The organism is Mycobacterium sp. NGS57, from assembly GCF_059812405.1.
The window spans coordinates 224,975-244,242 of the sequence record NZ_JCALCP010000004.1 but is presented as its reverse complement, the minus strand read 5'-3'; the positions used below and the strand labels follow the sequence as shown (position 1 = coordinate 244,242).

General features: G+C 68.2%; 23 protein-coding genes and 4 tRNA genes. 9 read left to right on the top strand and 18 right to left on the bottom strand.

Translation table 11 applies throughout. The features are described 5' to 3' along the window. Positions 1–170: 170 nt before the first annotated feature. From AC5Y43_RS10085 to lmeA, 6 genes are all read right to left on the bottom strand, one after another. A complete protein-coding gene (locus AC5Y43_RS10085) occupies positions 171–473 on the bottom strand; it encodes a DUF1416 domain-containing protein (RefSeq protein ID WP_499971956.1) in 303 nt (100 codons plus the stop codon). Between the two features lies 1 nt (position 474). After that, a complete protein-coding gene (locus tag AC5Y43_RS10080; RefSeq protein WP_499971954.1) occupies positions 475–1,308 on the bottom strand; it encodes a sulfurtransferase in 834 nt (277 codons plus the stop codon). A gap of 39 nt (positions 1,309–1,347) precedes the next feature. Continuing rightward, entirely contained in the window at positions 1,348–1,821 is a 474-nt protein-coding gene (locus AC5Y43_RS10075; protein ID WP_499971952.1) for a DUF4395 domain-containing protein, read from the bottom strand. 105 nt (positions 1,822–1,926) lie between these two features. Further along, a complete protein-coding gene (locus tag AC5Y43_RS10070; protein ID WP_499971951.1) occupies positions 1,927–2,016 on the bottom strand; it encodes a putative leader peptide in 90 nt (29 codons plus the stop codon). 29 nt (positions 2,017–2,045) lie between these two features. Further along, positions 2,046–2,462 (bottom strand): thioredoxin family protein, encoded by a 417-nt coding sequence (locus tag AC5Y43_RS10065; RefSeq protein WP_499971949.1) that lies wholly within the window; start codon positions 2,460–2,462, stop codon positions 2,046–2,048. Continuing rightward, positions 2,459–3,271, bottom strand: a complete 813-nt coding sequence (gene lmeA, locus AC5Y43_RS10060; RefSeq protein WP_499971947.1) for a mannan chain length control protein LmeA — start codon at positions 3,269–3,271, stop codon at positions 2,459–2,461. Before lmeA ends, AC5Y43_RS10065 begins: the two co-directional genes overlap by 4 nt. A gap of 169 nt (positions 3,272–3,440) precedes the next feature. Here lmeA and AC5Y43_RS10055 point away from each other — a divergent pair, with 169 nt between their 5' ends. From AC5Y43_RS10055 to pstB, 4 genes are all read left to right on the top strand, one after another. Further along, positions 3,441–4,229, top strand: a complete 789-nt coding sequence (locus AC5Y43_RS10055; protein ID WP_499971945.1) for a winged helix-turn-helix transcriptional regulator — start codon at positions 3,441–3,443, stop codon at positions 4,227–4,229. Then, the gene (gene mshD, locus AC5Y43_RS10050) at positions 4,226–5,158 is read left to right on the top strand and encodes a mycothiol synthase (RefSeq protein ID WP_499971943.1); all 933 of its coding nucleotides are present in this window, start codon (positions 4,226–4,228) and stop codon (positions 5,156–5,158) included. The genes AC5Y43_RS10055 and mshD overlap by 4 nt, the downstream gene beginning before the upstream one ends. Positions 5,159–5,317: 159 nt before the next feature. Continuing rightward, the gene (gene pstS, locus AC5Y43_RS10045; RefSeq protein ID WP_499971941.1) at positions 5,318–6,433 is read left to right on the top strand and encodes a phosphate ABC transporter substrate-binding protein PstS; all 1,116 of its coding nucleotides are present in this window, start codon (positions 5,318–5,320) and stop codon (positions 6,431–6,433) included. Between the two features lie 33 nt (positions 6,434–6,466). Beyond that, complete coding sequence (pstB, locus tag AC5Y43_RS10040) at positions 6,467–7,243, top strand: phosphate ABC transporter ATP-binding protein PstB (RefSeq protein WP_499971939.1); 777 nt, start codon at positions 6,467–6,469, stop codon at positions 7,241–7,243. On the opposite strand, the gene phoU is transcribed toward pstB, so the two are convergent. From phoU to AC5Y43_RS10015, 5 genes are all read right to left on the bottom strand, one after another. Then, entirely contained in the window at positions 7,240–7,938 is a 699-nt protein-coding gene (gene phoU / locus AC5Y43_RS10035; protein WP_499971937.1) for a phosphate signaling complex protein PhoU, read from the bottom strand. The two genes, pstB and phoU, sit on opposite strands and share 4 nt — an antisense overlap. 58 nt (positions 7,939–7,996) lie before the next feature. Continuing rightward, positions 7,997–10,084, bottom strand: a complete 2,088-nt coding sequence (locus tag AC5Y43_RS10030; protein ID WP_499971935.1) for an LCP family protein — start codon at positions 10,082–10,084, stop codon at positions 7,997–7,999. 152 nt (positions 10,085–10,236) lie between these two features. After that, complete coding sequence (gene dusB, locus AC5Y43_RS10025; protein ID WP_499971933.1) at positions 10,237–11,370, bottom strand: tRNA dihydrouridine synthase DusB; 1,134 nt, start codon at positions 11,368–11,370, stop codon at positions 10,237–10,239. A 17-nt stretch (positions 11,371–11,387) separates the two neighbouring features. After that, positions 11,388–12,404: an acyl-ACP desaturase gene (locus tag AC5Y43_RS10020; RefSeq protein WP_499971931.1), complete on the bottom strand. Its 1,017-nt coding sequence runs from the start codon at positions 12,402–12,404 to the stop codon at positions 11,388–11,390. A 151-nt stretch (positions 12,405–12,555) separates the two neighbouring features. After that, positions 12,556–13,161, bottom strand: a complete 606-nt coding sequence (locus tag AC5Y43_RS10015) for a TetR/AcrR family transcriptional regulator (RefSeq protein WP_499971927.1) — start codon at positions 13,159–13,161, stop codon at positions 12,556–12,558. 68 nt (positions 13,162–13,229) lie between these two features. Between AC5Y43_RS10015 and AC5Y43_RS10010 the strand changes: the two genes are divergently transcribed. Next, positions 13,230–14,267, top strand: a complete 1,038-nt coding sequence (locus tag AC5Y43_RS10010; RefSeq protein WP_499971926.1) for an oxygenase MpaB family protein — start codon at positions 13,230–13,232, stop codon at positions 14,265–14,267. A 9-nt stretch (positions 14,268–14,276) separates the two neighbouring features. On the opposite strand, the gene AC5Y43_RS10005 is transcribed toward AC5Y43_RS10010, so the two are convergent. Genes AC5Y43_RS10005 through AC5Y43_RS09995 form a run of 3 tightly spaced genes read right to left on the bottom strand, consistent with a single transcriptional unit; the run spans position 14,277 to position 15,464 of the window. Beyond that, the gene (locus tag AC5Y43_RS10005; RefSeq protein WP_499971925.1) at positions 14,277–14,480 is read right to left on the bottom strand and encodes a zinc transporter Slc39a7; all 204 of its coding nucleotides are present in this window, start codon (positions 14,478–14,480) and stop codon (positions 14,277–14,279) included. A 38-nt stretch (positions 14,481–14,518) separates the two neighbouring features. Continuing rightward, positions 14,519–14,917: an ArsR/SmtB family transcription factor gene (locus tag AC5Y43_RS10000; protein ID WP_499971923.1), complete on the bottom strand. Its 399-nt coding sequence runs from the start codon at positions 14,915–14,917 to the stop codon at positions 14,519–14,521. Positions 14,918–14,963: 46 nt separating this feature from the next. Next, on the bottom strand, positions 14,964–15,464 hold the full coding sequence (locus AC5Y43_RS09995) for a nucleoside deaminase (protein WP_499971921.1): 501 nt from the start codon (positions 15,462–15,464) through the stop codon (positions 14,964–14,966). Between the two features lie 91 nt (positions 15,465–15,555). Here AC5Y43_RS09995 and AC5Y43_RS09990 point away from each other — a divergent pair, with 91 nt between their 5' ends. Next, positions 15,556–16,455: a class I SAM-dependent methyltransferase gene (locus tag AC5Y43_RS09990; RefSeq protein ID WP_499971919.1), complete on the top strand. Its 900-nt coding sequence runs from the start codon at positions 15,556–15,558 to the stop codon at positions 16,453–16,455. Here the strand turns inward: AC5Y43_RS09990 and AC5Y43_RS09985 are convergent. Continuing rightward, positions 16,445–17,254, bottom strand: a complete 810-nt coding sequence (locus AC5Y43_RS09985) for a TIGR04255 family protein (RefSeq protein WP_499971918.1) — start codon at positions 17,252–17,254, stop codon at positions 16,445–16,447. The genes AC5Y43_RS09990 and AC5Y43_RS09985 overlap by 11 nt on opposite strands. Positions 17,255–17,337: 83 nt before the next feature. After that, positions 17,338–17,410 (bottom strand) — tRNA-Lys (locus AC5Y43_RS09980). A 146-nt stretch (positions 17,411–17,556) separates the two neighbouring features. On the opposite strand from AC5Y43_RS09980, the gene AC5Y43_RS09975 reads away from it, so the two are divergent. From AC5Y43_RS09975 to AC5Y43_RS09965, 3 genes are all read left to right on the top strand, one after another. Then, positions 17,557–17,629: transfer RNA gene (locus tag AC5Y43_RS09975), tRNA-Glu, on the top strand. A 33-nt stretch (positions 17,630–17,662) separates the two neighbouring features. Then, positions 17,663–17,739, top strand: a tRNA-Asp gene (locus tag AC5Y43_RS09970). A 26-nt stretch (positions 17,740–17,765) separates the two neighbouring features. After that, a tRNA-Phe gene (locus AC5Y43_RS09965) sits at positions 17,766–17,842 on the top strand. A gap of 32 nt (positions 17,843–17,874) precedes the next feature. Here AC5Y43_RS09965 and AC5Y43_RS09960 read toward each other — a convergent pair. Continuing rightward, positions 17,875–19,032, bottom strand: coding sequence for a tyrosine-type recombinase/integrase (locus AC5Y43_RS09960; protein ID WP_008263933.1), 1,158 nt, complete (start codon positions 19,030–19,032; stop codon positions 17,875–17,877). Then, positions 19,033–19,266, bottom strand: a complete 234-nt coding sequence (locus AC5Y43_RS09955; protein WP_008263943.1) for a helix-turn-helix transcriptional regulator — start codon at positions 19,264–19,266, stop codon at positions 19,033–19,035. Between the last annotated feature and the right edge of the window lie 2 nt (positions 19,267–19,268).

The window sequence follows — 19,268 nt, the reverse complement described above, 5'->3', positions numbered from 1 at the left end:
CCGCTCCTCAGCATCGCTGCGCTCTGCATCGTCGCCGGCGCGGGTCACGATTCGTCGGTGATGAGCCGGTAGAGCGTGTACAGCGCGAACCAGGCGATCACCAGGGTCACGCCGACCAGCATGATCTCGAAGAACAGCACCACGGGGACGAGTCTATTCGTCCCCCTGGATCAGGCGATCTTGACGTCCACCTCGTGGATGCCCGCGCCGGACGGGCTCACCACGGCGTCGCCGTTGCCGACGGGGGACAGCGCGCGCAGCGTCCAGGATCCGGGCGCGGCAAAGAACCGGAAGTCACCGGTGGCCGACGCGACCACCTCGGCCGTGAACTCGTCGGACGAGTCCAGCAGGCGGACGAACGCGCCGCCCACGGCCTGACCGTCGCCGTCCACGACGCGGCCGGTGATCACCGTCTCCTTCTCCAGGTCGACGCTGGCGGGCAACGTCAGTCCTTGCTTCGGTCCAGAGCACATATCAGCTTCCCAACTCGATCGGGGCTCCCACCAGGGAGCCATATTCCGTCCAACTGCCGTCGTAGTTCTTGACGTTCTTGTGCCCGAGCAATTCCTGCAGCACGAACCAGGTGTGCGACGAACGCTCCCCGATCCGGCAGTAGGCGATGGTTTCCTTCGTCCCATCCAGCCCGGCGTCGGCGTACAGCTTGGCCAGCTCCTCGTCGGACTTGAAGGTGCCGTCCTCGTTGGCGGCCTTGCTCCACGGCACGTTGATCGCGCCGGGGACGTGGCCCGGCCGCTGGCTTTGCTCCTGCGGCAGGTGCGCGGGCGCCAGGATCTTGCCCGAGAACTCGTCGGGGGAGCGCACGTCGACCAGGTTCTTGACGTTGATGGCCGCGATGACCTCGTCCCGGAAGGCGCGGATGCTGTTGTCCGGCGCGGCCGCGGTGTAGGTGGTGGCCGGCCGGCTGACGGTGTCGGTGGACAGCGGGCGCCGGTCCAGCTCCCACTTCTTGCGGCCGCCGTCGAGCAGCTTGACCTGAGCGTGGCCGTACAGCTTGAAATACCAGTAGGCGTAGGCGGCGAACCAGTTGTTGTTGCCGCCGTAGAGGATCACGGTGTCGTCGTTGGAGATGCCGCGGTCGGACAGCAGTTTGGAGAATTGCTGGGCGTCGACGAAGTCGCGTTTGACCGGGTCCTGCAGGTCGCCGCGCCAGTCCAGCCGGACGGCGCCGGGGATGTGCCCGGTGTCGTAAGCGCTGGTGTCCTCGTCGACTTCGACGAAGACGACGTTCGCGGCCTCGAGATTGCTCTGGGCCCAGTCCGCGGAGACCAGGACGTCGGAGCGTGCCATGGTTTGGATTCCTTTCGATTGCTGCTGACGAATGGGGGGTTAACAGGCATTGGAGGCGCGCGGCCGCAGCCGCGCGACCAGCGGGTAGAGCTGGCAGCCCAGGCAGATGCCGAATGCTGCGTTCAGGAAGGCCGCCACCAGCGCGGCCGCGGTGGCGACGACGCCAACCAGCAGGGCGCCCGCGGCGAATCCCGCGGCCCCGCCGGCGGCGAAGATCAGGCCGACGAGCTGGGCGAACTTCAGCGGCGCGACGGGTTCGCGCTCCGCGACCGGTCCCAGCCGGGGCGCGACGACGCGGGCGAACACCCGCCCATAGGGGTGTCGGCGCGGCCCACCGATGGCGCCGACGGCGAAGATCACGGCCTGCGCCCCGAGAATGACCGCAGCCGCCAGGGGGCTGGCGGCTGAAACGATGAGCGCGAGCACGAGGACCGCGGTCGTGACCCAGGCGGTGAACCTGGGCCCGCGGACGTCGACACGGTCCGGCTCCAAGGCGGTGTTGCTGCTCGGCACGGTAGGTACTCCTAGAAATTTGGTTGCGCGGAAAGCGGGGGAGGCACGCCTTCGGGATCCCGCGGGGGTTCCCAGCTGCTCCGAGTGCGCGCAGGGCGCCGCGACTCAGCAGCTACAGCAACAGCGACAGCCCGTCAGCCGGCACAGATCGACTGCGCGGCGCTTGGTGAGCAGGAGCTCGGGGCGGGCTGACACGCCGGCAAGCTTACCCAATGACGCCGCGCTCAAGCCAACAGCGGGTGCACCGCCTCGCGCAGGTCGGCGGCCTTGGGCACGCCGGACGCCCGGTACCGCTGGCGTCCGTCGACATCGAAGATCAGCGTGGTGGGTAGCGACAGCACCGAAAACCGCCGCGCGGCGGCCGGATTCGCGTCGAGGTCGATCTCGACGTGCGCCACGTCGCCCAGGTCCTCGCACACCTGGCCGACCACCCGGCGCACGCGATCGCACGGCCCGCACCAGGGGGCGCTGAAATGGACGATGGTGGGCCCGTCGCGGGAAAGGCCCAGGTCCGCGGTGTCGGGGGTCGCGTCGCGATCGGAGTCGATCTCGCGGAGCCGTCCCGAGCGGCGGGTCAGCAGCCATCCGGCCAGGGCCGCGGCGACGACGGCCGCCCCGATCGCGGCGACGACGGTAATCATGACTGCTTGAACCCGTCCAGCCGCAGCGTTACTCCCCGGGCGACGCCCTCGATGATCACGTCGGAGCCGCGCGCGCCCTCGGCGGTCGGTGCGACACCGAAAGGAAGCCGCTGGTCGGGCAGCCTGGAGCTGAAGGCATGCAGCACCGCGTCGCGCTTGTCGTCCGGGACGGCTTGGTCGGCGGTGTCGGGTCCGGTGAGGACGCCGGTGGGCGTGAACACCAGCGTCGCCGGGTCGTCGGGGGCGATGGACAGGTCCACCGCGACGCTCACCCGGTGCTCGAAACCGGCCGAGTGCGGCGTGCCGCTGAACACCAGGCCGTGGCTGTCGGAGATGCCCGACGCGGTGACCCCGCCGGTTGCGGTGTTGGTTTCCCGCGGCGGTGCCTCGACCATCAGGTCCGGCATGCCCAGGTACCGGCCCAGGTGCGTCGAGTCGATGATGATGCGGCTCTCCAGCCTGCCCACCGGCAGGTTCGCCTCGGGCCTGATCAACCAGGACGCGTCGGTCAGGTCCACCGAGTACATCGTGGCTTCGACGGTGGCGGTGCCGACCCTCGCGTGATCGACGGCGCTGGCCTTGATCTCGACCTGGCTGTAGTGACGGCGCATCGCCTGCGGGATGAAGGGGAAGGCCACGATGGCGACGAACGGGTCGGACCCCAGCTGCGCCACCTTGCGCACCGTGGACGACAGCCGGTACTCGGCGTAGATGCTGGTCCCGTAGTCGACGCCGACGGCGCCGACCACGAGGACGCCTACCGCGATAGCGGCCGCCGTGACGCCGATCAGCACTCTGCGCATCGGCACATTGTCGCGTAATCGCCCGGCCGCCGCCCCGCGGACCGTCCCGTGGCTGCTCGCACGACATCGTCGCCGGGCGGAAAATCCCAATGTCAAGTTATCGTTAAATGCCTGGCAACCAACGCGGCGTGGCGTTACGAACTTTGGGAGATGCCGTTCCCCGAACTGGAGGGGCTTGTTGGAGCTATTACTGCTGACCTCGGAGCTGCACCCCGACCCGGTCCTGCCGTCGCTGTCGCTGCTCTCCCACGTCGTCCGGACCGCGCCGCCGGAACCTTCCTCGTTGCTAGAGGCCGGGACCGCGGACGCCGTGCTCGTCGACGCGCGCACCGACCTGTCGTCGGCGCGCGGGCTGTGCCGGCTGTTGAGCACGGCGGGCCGTTCGGTCCCCGTCCTGGCCGTGGTGACCGAAGGCGGGCTGGTGGCGGTCAGCTCAGACTGGGGCCTCGACGAGATCCTGCTGCCCGGCACGGGACCCGCCGAGATCGACGCCCGGCTGCGGCTGGTGGTCGGCCGCCGCGGCGGCCTCGCCGACCAGGAAAGCGCGGGCAAGGTGAGCCTGGGGGAGCTGGTGATCGACGAGGGCACCTACACTGCCCGACTGCGCGGCCGCCCGCTCGACCTGACCTACAAAGAGTTCGAGTTGCTGAAATATTTGGCCCAGCACGCCGGGCGGGTGTTCACCCGCGCGCAGCTGCTGCACGAGGTGTGGGGCTACGACTTCTTCGGCGGCACCCGCACGGTCGACGTGCACGTGCGACGGCTGCGGGCCAAACTCGGCCCCGAACACGAGGCGCTGATCGGCACCGTGCGCAACGTGGGCTACAAGGCCGTACGGCCGGCGCGCGGTCGGACCCCGATCGCGGACCACCCCGAGGCGGGCGACGCGGACGCCGAGTCAGACGCCGAGTCGGACGCCGAGGATCTGCCACAGCCGCTGCGCGACCCGCTGCGCAGTCAGTGACCCCGCCGCACTGGCGCTCCACCCTGACCGCCGAAGAACAGCGGGGTGTGCGCGAACTCGTCTCCGCCGCAACCGAATTCGACGGCGTTGCGCCGGTCGGAGAACAGGTGTTGCGCGAACTGGGGCACGACCGCACCGAGCACCTGCTGGCCCCCGGCGGCCAGCACCCGGGCACCGTCGACGGCTACCTCAACCTGTCCCTGCCCCGCGATGGCGGCGCGGGGATGGCGGAACTGGTCGTGCACCCGCGGGCCCGGCGCCGCGGCATCGGCGCGGCGATGGGACACGCGGCGATGGGCAAGACCGCCGGGCGCAACCACTTCTGGGCGCACGGCACCCTCGAACCGGCCCGGGCGGCCGCCGAGGCGCTCGGCCTGGTCGCGGTGCGCGAACTGGTCCAGATGCGTCGCTCCCTGCGTGACGTCCCCGACTCGGTGCCCGCCGTTGCCGGGGTGGAGATCCGCACCTACGTGGGCCCGCCCGACGACGCGGAGTTGCTGCGCGTCAACAACGCCGCGTTCGCCTACCACCCCGAGCAGGGCGGCTGGACCGAAGCCGACCTCGCCGAGCGCCGCCGCGAACCGTGGTTCGACCCCGCGGGCTTGTTCCTGGCGTTCGGCGCCCCCGGCACCGATCAGGCGGGTGTGCTCCTGGGCTTCCACTGGACCAAGGTGCACCTCGACCGGCCGGGGTTGGGTGAGGTCTACGTCGTCGGCGTCGACCCGTCGGCGCAGGGCCGTGGCCTGGGGCAGGCGTTGACGGCCATCGGGATCCGCTCGCTGGCCGACCGGCTGCGCGGCTCGGCCGAACCGACCGTGCTGCTGTACGTGGAGTCCGACAACACCGCCGCGGTGCGGACCTACGCGGGCCTGGGCTTCACCACCTACAGCGTCGACACCGCCTACGCGCCGGCGGCCACCGCCGGCTGACGGCGTCGCGTGAACCCGCGTCGTTCACAATGCATTCATCTCCGCGGGGTTCTCTGGGGCGCGTCGCCGCATACTTTCGCGGCGTCTTGGCAACCTTGCTTGGGGGGGAACAGCCGGGGGCGACCGTGCGCGCCCGAAATGCGGCGGAAAGCGAGAGCGGTGAGGCTCGACAGGCAGCTGGCGGCCGCGGTCATGGCGATGGCGGTCTGCGCCGGGACGGTGACCGCCTGCGGCGGCGATGACAACCGCCGCGGCGGTTCGGCGACCGCCAAGCCGGGAGCGGCCGGCGCGGCGGACTGTGGCGGCAAGAATGCGCTGACGGCGGAGGGCTCGACCGCCCAACAGACCGCGATGTCAATGTTCAACCAGGCCTGGGGGCAGTCCTGCCCGGGCAAGAGCGTGTCGTACAGCGCGACCGGATCGGGCGCCGGCCGCGAGCAGTTCATCGCGGGCCATGTCGACTTCGCGGGGGCGGACTCGCCGCTGGTCGCCGACCAGATCGGCCCCGCGGCCAAGCGCTGCGACGGCAATCCGGCGTGGGATCTGCCGCTGGTCTTCGGTCCGGTCGCACTGGTCTACAACCTCCCGGGCCTGCCGAAGCTGGTCCTCAGCAGCGACGCGCTGGCCAGGGTGTTCAGCGGCAGGATCACGTCCTGGAACGACCCGATACTGCTGGCGCTCAACCCCGGCGTGCCCCTGCCCGACACCAAAATCGTGCCGGTCTACCGCGCGGACTCGTCGGGAACGACCGACAACGTACAGAAGTACCTCACGGCCGCGGCGCCGCAGAGCTGGACCCGGGGTGTGGGCACGAAATTCCAGGGCGGGGTCGGGCGGGGAGCCACCAAGTCGGCCGGTGTGATCGAGGCGGTGCGGGCCGCCCCGGGCGCCATCGGGTACGTCGAGCAGGGACTGGCCGACCAGGCCCGGATGCCCTATGCCCGGATCGACACCGGCCACGGCGTGGTCGCGCTCACCACCGACACCGCCGCCAAAGCCATTCAGGCGGCGGGCTTTGTGGGCGACGGCAACGACCTGGTGCTGGATCTGAACCCGATGTACGCAGCCGGGCCGCCGGACGCCTACCCGTTGGTGCTGGCCAGCTACGAGATCGTGTGCTCGAAGGGCTACGACGCGGACACCGCCGCCGCAATCAAGTCGTTCCTCGGCGTGGCCGCCGGCAACGGGCAGGCCGGGCTTCCGTCCGCCGGTTATGTCCCGCTGCCGGATAAAGTCAAGGAGCGGTTGGTTACCGCGATCGACGCGATCCAGTAGCCGATGGGCACCGGGAAGCAGGTAGGAGCAGTAGTGGCCAAGCGGTTGGACCTCAAAGCCGTCAACATCTATTACGGCGCGTTCCAGGCCGTCGCGGATGTGACGATGTCGGTCCTGCCCCGCAGCGTGACGGCGTTCATCGGTCCCTCGGGGTGCGGCAAGACGACCGTGCTGCGCACGCTGAACCGGATGCACGAGGTGATCCCGGGCGCGCGGGTCGAGGGCAGCGTGCTGCTCGACGATCAGGACATCTACGGCTCGCGCATCGACCCGGTCGGGGTGCGGCGGGCGATCGGGATGGTCTTCCAGCGGCCGAACCCGTTCCCCGCCATGTCAATTCGCGACAACGTGGTCGCGGGCCTGAAGCTGCAGGGGATGCGCAACCGCAAGCTGCTCGACGAGACGGCCGAATCCTCACTGCGCAGCGCGAACCTGTGGGACGAGGTCAAGGACCGCCTGGACCGCCCCGGCGGCGGGTTGTCCGGCGGCCAGCAACAGCGCCTGTGCATCGCCCGGGCGATCGCCGTGCAGCCCGAGGTGTTGCTGATGGACGAGCCGTGCTCGGCGCTGGACCCGATCTCGACGATGGCCATCGAGGAACTGATCGGTGAGCTGAAGCAGGACTACACCATCGTGATCGTCACGCACAACATGCAGCAGGCCGCCCGGGTGAGCGATCTGACGGCGTTCTTCAACCTCGAAGCCGTGGGAAAGCCCGGCCGCCTCGTCGAGATCGACGATACCGAGAAGATCTTCTCCAACCCGACCCGGAAGGCGACCGAGGACTACATCTCCGGACGGTTCGGCTAACTGCCGACGGGCGACGCGGGACCGTCCGGCTTGCGCACGTTTTTCGGGTCCTCGCCCGGCAGGGTGCCGGTCGCCTGAAAGATGACGCGCCTGGCCACCTCCACCGCGTGATCGGCGAAGCGCTCGTAAAAGCGGCCCAGCAGCGTCACGTCGACGGCTGCCGCCACACCGTGTTTCCACTCGCGGTCCATCAGCACCGAGAACAGGTGCCGGTGCAGGTCGTCCATGGCGTCGTCTTCTTCGCGTATCCGCGCGGCCTTCTCCGGGTCGCGGGACAACACCACCTCCTGCGCGGCGTTACCCAATTCGACTGCGATGCCGCCCATTTCGGCGAAGTATCCGTTGACCTCTTCGGGCAGCGCGTGCTGCGGGTGGCGCCGACGGGCGATCTTGGCCACGTGCAGGGCCAACGCGCCCATCCGGTCGATGTCGGCCACCATCTGGATCGCACTGACGATCGACCTGAGGTCACCGGCGACCGGCGCCTGCAACGCCAGCAGCACGAACGCGCTTTCCTCGGCGCGGGCGCTGAGCGTCGCGATCTGTTCGTGGTCGGAGATCACCTGTTCGGCCAGCACCAGATCGGCCTGCAGCAGGGACTGGGTGGCCCGCTCCATGGCGATCCCGGCCAGCCCACACATCTCGCCGAGCCGCTCGGATAACTCAGAGAGCTGCTCGTGGTAGGCAGTCCGCATGTCGTCAAGCGTACGTTCTGGCCGCCCAAAAGACGCGCAGCGGTGCCGCCAAAGGTCTTTATTCGCAGGTGGTGTCGGCGGCGTTGGTGACAGTCAGGTCGTCGGGCAGCTTGGTCGGCGCGGTGGCCGACCCGCGTTCGATCTGCATGTTGATCGACGAGCCGGTGGGCGCGGGAGTGGCGACCGAGTTGAAGTCCGGCCCCAGCACCACCTGGATGACCTGCCCGTAACCCGAGACCCGCTGGACCTTCGCGTTGGCGAAGGACGACGCCACCGTGGCGGCGGCCTGTTCGTTGCCGGGCGAGAACAACACCGTCGTCGTGTTCACCGAACTGGGATAGTCGTCCGGCGACATCACGTTGAAGCCGTTGCGCTTGAGCTGACGGGTCGCGGTGGCCGCCAGCCCGCTCTGCGCGGTCGCGTTGGACACCCGCACCGTGACCTCGCGCGGCGACGTCGTCATCACCTGCTGGTGTTGCGCCTCGGGCGCCGCGGCGGGGGTCGGCGTCTTCTTGGTGGTCGGCGCCTTCTTGTTGGGTGTCGCGGTCGAGGTTTGCGACGTGCCGCCCAAAGCCGTGGCGTTCTGGTCGTTTTCCTCGGGTAGCGGATCGTCGTTGATGATGGCATCGAACAGCGCCCGCGTGTCCGCCATCCGCGGCGGCTCGTCACCGTTTTGGTCGGTGATGCCGGTGGGCACGGTCACGAACGTCATGTGCCCGGCCGCCATGCCCTGCAGCGACTGACCCAGCTGCACGAGGTCTTTGGTCTTGACGTTGTCGACGTAGGTGTCGCCGATGAACATGTTGACGACGTTGTTGAGCTTGTTGAGGTCGAGCAGCGTGTCCTCGGAGATCAGCGACCGCAGCAGCGATGACAGGAACAGCTGCTGGCGTTTGATTCGGCCGTAGTCGCCGTTGGTCTCGGTGGTGACTTGCCGGGCCCGCACGTAGTTCAAAGCCGTTGGGCCGTCGACGACTTGGCGTCCGGCCCGCTCCAGCACGGTGCCCAGCTCGTAGTCGTGCAGGGGGGTGCTGCTGCACACCTCGACGCCGCCGAGGGCCTCGACCATTCGCGCGAACCCGGCGAAGTCGACGGCGATGAAGCGGTTGATGTTCAACCCGGACAGCTTCTGGATCTCCTTCACCAGGCACTTCGGCCCGCCGAAGGAAAACGCCGAGTTCAATTTGGTCTCGGTGTAGATCATCTTCGGGCCCCAGGTCTTGGTCTTCTCGTCGAAGACGGGTCCGTACTTACCCGTGCTCGGGTTCCACGCCTCGCACTGCAACGGGGTGATCGCCAGATCGCGCGGGAACGACACCGCGACCACGCGCTTGCGGTTGGCCGGGATGTTGACGAGCATCACCGTGTCCGAGCGCGCGCCGTCGGCCTGGTCGGTGCTGCCGGCGCCCATGTCGGCGTTCTCCCCGGCGCGCGAGTCGACGCCGACGATCAGGAAGTCTTCGTCGCCGTATTGCCCGTGCGGGTCGCGGACATCGCTCGAGTCCGGGTCGAGCGCGCTGATGATGTTGAGCCGATGGTTCTTCGACGCGCTCCATTGCCACGCGCCACCGGTCATGGCGAGTGCCAGCACGGCGAGGAACGCGGTCAGCGAGCGCGCGGCCAGCAGGATCGGCCTGCGGCGCGGCCGGGGTTCGACTTCGGAGTCGTTCGGGGCCTGCTCCGCGGCTTCGGGCGCGTCGGGCGCGTCGTCGCTCGGGTAGTTGGCGGCGTCGAGGTCGGGGAGGTCGGGAAGTTCCGAAGCTGCGTCGAGCGAGTAGGCCGGGGTGTCGATCACCTGGGTGTCCCGCAGGTCGACGGGCGGGTCCGGGGCGACCTCCGGTTCGTCGTCGGGGGCGACGTGCCGGCGGCGACGCCCGGCGGTGGTCGGGGCCCCGACTTTGGCGATCAAGTCGGCGACGGTCAGCCCGCCCTCGGCGTGAGAGCCCGTCCGTTCGGGCTCGCCCGGTTCGGTGGGCGCCGGCGGTTCTTCGAGCTCCGGCGGCTCCGTCAGGGCCGGTTCGGCCTGCCAGCGGTGGATGCTGTCGTCGGACGGTGGCCCGGAAAACCGCTCCCAGGGAGCTGCGCCGGGCGTGGCCAGCCGGGTGCGCCGATGGCCAAGAGTGGCGTCAGTGCCGCCATCACTCATGTCCTCTCGGCCTCCAAAGCTCACGCAACTCTGATGCGACGTCAGGGAACCGTCCGCACGATGTCAGCGCGGCGCCACCGACCGCGCAATGCAGCAAGTTCCACATCGTACTGAGTTATCGCCCCGGAAGCGATTTCGAGTTGGGAAGACCCTTATCCGCCGGAGTGCATGACGTCCGCCCCGGCCGGCACCGTGCAGTCGTCCGGGTCGGCCAGCCAGCCGTCGGGGAGGGCCACCCGGGCGGGTGAGCCCTGCCGGCCGCGGGGGCCGGCGGCGGCGTCGGGGAAGGGGACCGCGCCGTCCAACCGGTCCAGCAGCCTGTCGAGTTCGTCGAGCGTGTTGACCATCGCGAGTGCGCGCCGCAGCTCGGAGCCCGCGGGAAATCCGTGCAGGTACCAGGCGACGTGCTTGCGGATGTCGCGCATGCCTTTGTCCTCGCCGAAATGCGCGGCCAGCAGCCGGCCGTGCCGGCGCACGATGTCGGCGACTTCGCCCAGCGTCGGCGGGGTAGGGGCGGGGGCGCCGGTGAACGCCGCCGACAGCTCGGCGAACAGCCACGGCCGGCCCAGGCAGCCCCGCCCGATGACAACCCCGTCGCAACCGGTGCTCGCCATCATCGCCAACGCGTCGCTGGCGTCGTAGATGTCACCGTTGCCGAGCACCGGGATCGTCCGTACCTCTTGCTTGAGCCGCGCGATCTGCTCCCAGTCGGCGGTGCCGGAATACCGCTGCGCGGCCGTACGGGCATGCAGGGCCACCGCGGCGGCGCCCTCGGCCTCGGCGATGCGCCCGGCGTCCAGGTGGGTGTGGTGCTCGTCGTCGATGCCGACGCGGAATTTGACCGTCACCGGTATCGGCGTGCCTTCGGTCGCTCGCACCGCCGCGGCCACGATCCGCCCGAAAAGCCGCCTCTTGTAGGGCAGCGCCGCCCCGCCGCCCCGCTTGGTGACCTTGGGCACCGGGCAGCCGAAATTCATGTCGATGTGATCGGCCAGGTTTTCGTCCGCGATCATCCGGGCGGCCGCGTACGTGGTGGCCGGGTCGACGGCGTAGAGCTGCAGCGAGCGCGGCGACTCGTCGGGGGAGAACGTCGTCATGTGCATGGTGACCGGATGGCGCTCGACGAGCGCGCGCGCGGTGACCATTTCGCAGACGTAGAGCCCGCTGACGGTGCCGACCCGAGCGAGTTCCAATTCGCGGCACAGCGTCCGGAAGGCGACGTTGGTCACGCCGGCCATCGGGGCCAGCACCACGGGGCTGGCGAGCGTGATCGGACCGATGCGCAAGGGTTCCCCGAACCGGCCTAGCGCCGGCTCATCGCCAGCTTGCCCGCGGTCTTGTGCAGCTCGTGCGCGGTGGTCTTGCGGCCGGTGCGGGCCTCGCGCTCGAGCTGGCGCTGCTTGGACACCTCGAACTTGTCGCAGGCCATCTCGAGTTCCTTCATCAGCCGGGCCAGGTCGTCGCGCAACGCGGCCGCCTCACCGGTGAAGTCCTCGCGCTCGAAGATGCGCCACTTCTTCAGCACCGGCATCACGACCTCCTCGAGGTGGATGCGCGGGTCGTAGACGCCCCCGACGGCGATGACCACGGCCTTGCGCCGGAACTCGGGGACCTGGAAGCCGGGCATCTGGAAATGGCTCAGGATCAGGTGCAGCGCCTTCATCGCCTGGTTGGGGACGAGGTCGAACGCGGCCTCGCTGACGTCGCGGTAGAAGATCATGTGCAGGTTCTCGTCGGCCGAGATCTTGGCCATCAGCTGGTCGGCGACCGGGTCGTTGCAGGCCCGGCCGGTGTTGCGGTGCGAAATCCGGGTGGCGAGTTCCTGGAAGCTGACGTAGAGCATGGAGTGCGTGAGGGTGTCGGCGAAGTACTCGCCCTGGTGGTTCTGGCCCGGGCTGAAGCCGCGGTTGACCACCTCGATGCGGAGCTTCTCCAGCTCGACGGGGTCCACCGCGCGGGTCACGACGAGGTAGTCGCGCAGCGCGATGCCGTGCCGGTTCTCCTCGGCCGTCCAGCGGTTGACCCATTGCCCCCACGCGCCGTCCATGCCCATGTTCATCGCGATCTCGCGGTGATACGACGGCAGGTTGTCCTCGGTGACCAGGTTCTGCACCATCGCCACCTGGGCGACGTCGGAAAGCTTGCTCTGCTCGGGGTCCCAGTCCTGGCCCCCGAGTGCGTAATAGTTTTTGCCGTCCGACCACGGGATGTAGTCGTGCGGGTTCCACGGCTTGTGCACGCTGAGGTGCCGGTTCAGGTATTTCTCCACCACCGGCTCGAGCTCGTGCAGCAGCTGTAGGTCGGTCAGCTCGGCTGACATAATCCCCTCCAGTTATCTGTGTCGGCGGGTAGCAGTCAATATATCTGTGTCCGCCGGTAGCATCAAGTTTGTCCCGGGCGCGCCATGTCACAAATTGGGATGTCGAGCAAGCGACGCGGAATCCGCCAGCGTAGCGCACTTTCGGCGCGAATTACCCCTGGTCGGCCGGGGCGACGTACGGCGTGGCGGCGCTGAACAGCATGTTGATGCAGTAGTCGATGAATTGCTTGCGTGTCGCGCCGAGCTGGCCGTTGAGGTAGGCGGTGAACAGGCTGGTCAGCCCGCCGACCAGGCTGGTGGCGATCATTTTCTGCAGCACCGAATCGCCGATCCGGGACAGCTTGCGCTGCAGCAGGTCGATGAAGTTGGGCATCCACTCCGCGCCCGACTGGGTCAAAATCGGCTCCACCGCGGGCGCCAGCAGCAGCACCCGGCCCCGGACCGGGTCGTCGACCATCAGCTCGACAAATTGTTCTACGGCCTCGCGCGGCGTCTTCGCCGAGGTGAGTGTGTTCATCGCGCGCGTGCACACGTCGTCGTAGACCGCGCGCACGAATTCGTCACGGTCGGAAAAGCTTTCGTAGAAGTAGCGCTCGGTGAGCGCGGCCTTGCGGCACACCGCCCGGACGGTCAGCGCCGGGCCACGGTCGCTGCCGAGCAATTGCACGCCGGCGGTGATGAGATTGTCGCGGCGGAGGGCGGACCGACTCTCGAGAGGGACGCCGGTCCAACGGCCCCGTCGTTGACCGGTTGGCACATCGCTCCTAAGCTGAAAAATGACAACGTATGTAGTCAGAATTGCCGATAACTCACAGGAATCCAATAGTGACCCAAGATACGTCCGCAGCCCGCTCCCTGACCAGCGCCGGACCGGGCGGCGCCGCGGCGCCCGCCGGTACCGACGTCGCGGCCGGTTGCCCGGTGTCGCCGCTGGGCTACGCGGCGCCGCCGACGCCGCTCGGCCCCGACTCGCTGACCTGGCGGTACTTCGGGGACTGGCGCGGCATGCTGCAGGGCCCATGGGCGGGGTCCATGCAGAACATGCACCCCCAACTGGGCGCGGCGGTCATCGACCACTCCACGTTCTTCCGGGAGCGCTGGCCGCGCCTGCTCCGCTCGTTGTACCCGATCGGTGGGGTCGTTTTCGACGGCGACCGCGCCCCGGTTACCGGCGCCGAGGTACGCGACTACCACACCGACATCAAGGGCGTCGACGAACAGGGCAGGCGCTACCACGCGCTGAATCCCGACGTCTTCTACTGGGCGCACGCCACCTTCTTCGTCGGCACAATTCATGTGGCCGAACGGTTTTGCGGCGGCCTGACCGAGGCGCAACGCCGCCAGCTCTTCGACGAGCACGTCGAGTGGTACCGCATGTATGGCATGAGCATGCGGCCGGTGCCTGCGTCCTGGGAAGAGTTCCAGGCCTACTGGGATCACATGTGCCGCAACGTCTTGGAGAGCAATTGGGCCGCCCGTACGGTGCTGGATCTGACCGAACTGCCCAAACCGCCGTTCGCGCAATGGCTTCCGGACTGGCTGTGGGCGGCGCAGCGCAAGCTGATGAGCCCGTTCTTCGTGTGGCTCACCGTCGGACTGTACGACCCGCCGGTGCGCGAGCTGATGGGCTACCGGTGGTCGCGCCGCGACGAATGGCTGCACCGGCGCTTCGGCGACCTCGTCCGGGCCGTCTTCGCTTGCGTGCCAAGCCGATACCGCAAACACCCGCGGGCGCGCGCCGGTTTCGACCGGGTCGCCGGGCGCATCCCGGCCGACGCGCCGCTGGTGCAGACGCCGGCGCGCAACCTGCCGCCCCTGGACGAGCGCGACAACCCGAAGCACTACTGCCCGAAGGTTTCCTAGCCGGTCGGCTTACCCGTGGGCATGCGCGTGCACGCCCTCGAGGTCGGACTGATGCACGTGCTGATGAGTGTGCTCGGTTCCGTCCTCGTGGGTGTGCGAGTGCTCGTGCGCGACGTGATTGTGCTCGTGCGTGGTGTGCGCGTGGGAATGGGCCCCCTCGGCGTGGCCGTGCTCGTGCGCGTGCGGCGCCTCGTGGCTGTGTTGTTCGGTCATGATCTCACCTTCCATGTGAAATGTGATGCGGCGCTGCGCTATTCGGCAGGGCCTGACGGCCGTGACGGCCGTCCTGCGACGGCCTTCAGCCCACCCTCGCCGCGGTGGTGCGCCGGAACTCCGGGGCCCGCGTGCTCGGCGTTGCGGACCGCGTCGATGACGAGTTGGCGGACGTGGTCATTCTCCAGGCTGTAGAAGATGGTGGTTCCGTTGCGGCGGGTGCGGACCAGGCGCGCCATCCGCAGCTTGGCGAGGTGCTGGGAAACGGACGGCGCGGGCTTGCCCACGTGTTCGGCGAGTTCGTTGACCGACATCTCGCGATGCGTCAGCGACCAGAGCACCTGCACGCGGGTCGCCTCGGCGAGCATCCGGAAAACCTCGACGACAAGACCGGCCTGGTCGTCGGGCAACCGTCCTTCACCATTATCTGCATGCATACGCAGATAATAGCGAATGATTGCGGTCGCGGCAACGCCGGCGGTTTCAGCTTTGCGGGACGACCGTCGATCGGCGCTGCCCGTCGTTGCGTTCGTTCCACAACCGGTAGACGTCCACCGCGCCGTCGTGGGGCTGGTAGCGCATCGGCAGGCGGCGCTCGTCCCAGTCCTTGGCGAATTCGTCGTAGAACGTCGAGACTTCGAAGTACTTGCGGTCATCGACGTAGTACGGCTCGTAGGACTCGCGGGTGGTCAGGAAGACGACTTCCTTCGGCGAGCAGTAATACAGCGAGCCCAAACACATCGGGCACGGGTGGGCCAGCACGTAGATGGTGGCGTCGACCAGGTGCTCGGTGCCCAGTTTCCGGCAGGCCTCGCGGATGGCAAGGATCTCCGCGTGCGCGGTCGGATCGTGGGTCTGGGCCGCTTTGTTGGCGCTCTCGGCAAGCACCTCGCCGTCCTGGACGATCACCGTCGCGAACGGCCGGCCCCCTTCGGCGACGTTGCGGCGGGCGAGGTCGATCGTGCGCCGGGCGAAGTCGCTCACACGTCGCAGGGTAGTCCCGCGAGCAACCGCGACCGGCGCTGTGATACTAACTAGACTATCTATATTTCTCGGCTCGGGATGAGGGGACACCATGGCGCGCACCGATCGTGATCGCTGGGATTTGGCGACGAGCGTGGGCGCCACGGCGACCATGGTCGCCGCCCAGCGGGCGCTCTCCAGCGACGAGAAGCTGATCGACGACCCGTACGCGGCACCGCTGGTGCGCGCGGTCGGGATCGACGTCTACGTCCGGCTGGTCAACGGTCAGATCCCGGTCGGCGGGGAATCGGAGTTCGACCCACAGCGGATGGCGCAGGGGATGGCCTGCCGCACCAGGTTTTACGACCAATTCTTCCTCGAGGCGGCACAGGGCGGCATCGGCCAGGTGGTCATCCTCGCGTCGGGACTCGACGCGCGCGCCTACCGCCTGCCGTGGCCGGCGGGCACCGTCGTCTACGAGGTCGACATGCCCGAGGTGATCGAGTTCAAGACGCTGACGCTGAGCGACCTGGGCGCCGAGCCGACCGCCGAGCGGCGCACCGTCGCCGTCGATCTGCGCGACGACTGGGCCACCGCCCTGCGCGCCGCCGGCTTCGACCCGCAGGCCCCCGCCGCGTGGAGCGCCGAAGGCCTACTGGTGTACCTGCCCGACGAAGCCCAGGACGCGCTGTTCGACAACATCACCGCGCTCAGCGCGCCCGGCAGCCGCCTGGCTTTCGAATTCGTCCCCGACACCGCCGTTTTCGCCGACCAGCGGTGGCGCGCACACCACGACCGGATGAGCGAACTCGGGTTCGAGATCGACTTCAACGACCTCGTCTATCACGGTCACCGCAGCCACATCCTGGAGTATCTGACGCAACGGGGCTGGCGGACGTCGTCGCAAACCACCAAGGAACTGCACGCGGCCAACGGCTTCGTCTATCCCGACGACGAGGTCGCCGAAGCCTTCGCCGACGTGACCTACAGCAGCGCGGTGCTTACCGGCTGAGCAGGTCGTCCTTCAGGCGGTTGGTCAGCATCTCCTGGAACACGGTACGAGCGGGATCGTAGAGATCCTGGAAGGTCGTAAGCACGGCGCTCCGGTCGAATTCCGGGATCGCCCCGGTCGGGGTCCAGAAGCTGTCGATGTCCATCAGGAAGAACGGCCCCTGCGCGGCCGGCATCGTGCGGCGCAGGTGGTAGCTCGCGTCCAGCGCCTGGCCCACGCCCGGGCCGTAGCGCACGATCATCGATTTGCCGGGTTGCGCCTCGCGGTAGACCGCGGCGCCCTGCCACTCGGTCAGCGCCAGGCCGGCGGGAGCGATGCGTTGCGGCCCCAGCAGCGGCTCGGCGATCCAGTTGCTCCACTCGATCCGGCCGTCGACGCCCTGGGGCACGCGGATTTCGAGGACGTAGCGCAAGCCGAGTCGTTCCACTCCGACGATCGACGAGAACTCCGAGCGGGCGTCGATGACCCGCATCGCCACGTCCACCAGCGCCTCGAAGTTGGTGTACGAGGTGGTCTCGATGACGACGGCCTGGGTCTTCATCGACGCGGCCAGCGTGTTGTCGCGGTTGACGTACCGGACGAAGCGCTCGGCGGCCGGTTGCGGCTGCCCGCCGGCCCCCATCGCCCACGCCACGTCCTGCGCCTGCCGTTCGATGGGCAGGAGGTCGGCGAGCAGGCGTCTGAGCTCCGCGCTGGATGTCTCGGTGAGCGAATCCGTTGCCGGGTGACGGATTTCCAGGGTTACCAGGGCTACTGGCGCATTGGGTTGGGCCGCATCGACAGTCATCTTGCGAAGCATAGCCAAGCCGATTGGCGGCTAAACGGGGGCCATGCCACGCGGCCGCGTCGTCGGCGTCTGCCAAGGTAGTGACCGCCGCCGGGTGCCCCCACCAGGGCTCGAACCTGGGACCTGCGGATTAAAAGTCCGTAGCTCTACCAACTGAGCTATAGGGGCGCGAAGGTTCAGGATACTGCGCGTGAGGCGGCCGCCCGAACGGCGCCCGAGCGCCGCTCGTTTGAGGATTTGGCCTGCGGTGACCTAAGCTGGCGTGGCTCCCAACGGTAACCGCGTTGCGAGTACCCCGGAGAGATTCGGTTCTGGCCCCCTTCGTCTAGCGGCCTAGGACGCCGCCCTTTCAAGGCGGTAGCGCGGGTTCGAATCCCGTAGGGGGTACCCTGCGACGCGGCTACGCGGAGCAACAAGCGAGGCCCTGTGGCGCAGTTGGTTAGCGCGCCGCCCTGTCACGGCGGAGGTCGCGGGTTCGAGTCCCGTCAGGGTCGCCAGCACGGCGAGGCACTCAATGCCTTCCGGCCAGGTAGCTCAGTCGGTACGAGCGTCCGCCTGAAAAGCGGAAGGTCGGCGGTTCGATCCCGCCCCTGGCCACCAGTCTTGAGCTGCACGGACGCGGTGATGGCACTCTATGGATGGTTCGGTGTGTCCGGTTCCTGTCCGTTCGCCCGGTTTTTGGCGACGTCCTGAAGCCGGTCGAGATTCGTGGCTACGTGGTCGAGTTCGTCTGAATAGAGGTCGCTGTAGATGTTCGCGGTGACGGTCGGCGTCGAGTGCCCCATCGTCTTCTGGACGTAGCGGAGGTCGGCGCCGGAGGCCCGGGCCAGGCTGGCGTAGGTGTGGCGCAGGTCGTGAATCGTCAGCGGCACCAGTCCGGTTTTCTTTAGGGCTTCGTTCCAGTCGGTATGCCGGCGCCAGTTGTTTGATCTGAGGAACCCGCCATTTGGCGAGGTGATTGCATGTTCTGTGGGCGCGCGATTATCGATCCTTGGTTTGAGCGCGTCGATGACGATTTGGGGGAGTGGGACGGTTCGGGCGGCGGCGCGAGTTTTTGGCGGCCCGACGATGATCCGGCCTTCCACTTCTGGCGCGGCCTGGCGGACATAGAGCCGACGCGCAGTTAGGTCGATGTCGCCGACCCGCAGGCCGACGAGTTCGGACCAGCGCAGGCCGGTGAAGGCGAGGATGATCACCACGTCGCCGTGGTCGCCGCATGCGGCTGCCAGGGCGGCGACTTCGGTGGCGGTCAGATAGCGGTGGCGTTCTCGGGTGGGTATCCGCCCGGATGACACCCCGTCAGCCGGGTTGCTGTGGATTCGACCGTCCTCGCGCGCCATGTCGAGAATCGACCGCAGCAGCCGCAGCGTGGCGAGTTTGGCCCAGGGACCGACGGTCATGGAATCGATGAATTGCTGTATATCCTTTCGGCTGATTTCATCAACCGGGACGTGGCCGAAACGCGGACTGATGCGTAGTTCCCAATGCTGGGTGTAGCCGCTCCAGGTCTTGGGCGACACTGCGGGGCGTTTCAACGCGCTGTATTGCGTCCAGACAGCGGCGAGTTTGGCCCGGCCAAGTCGGGGGTCGAAGCGTCTGGCGCCGATCGCCGCTTCGCCATCCCGGTCGGCCTTGAATGCCCGCGCTTCTCGCAAGGTGGCGAACGTCGACGACGTCTCAGCCCATCCCGACGGGGAGTCTGAATCACGCACCAGGTAGCGCACTTGATAGCGCGGCAGACCGGCCGAATTGATCCGCTTTCGGATACCGCGCGGGACCGATCCGGCCACTTAGCGACGCACCTTACGAAGCCATGCGCGGACTTCAGCTGCGTCCCAACGTCTTACGCGATCAGATAGCGTGTAGCAGGGCGGTCCCACGTCTGCGCCGTGTTCGCGCAATGCGCCCCATCGACTCACCGTCGCAGCGGACACGCCAAGCAGCTCGGCCACCTGCTCCGCTGTTAGAAGCTCTGGAAAGGTCGCTGTCGCGGTGGCGCTGGTTTTGATGCCGAGGGTTGTCATGC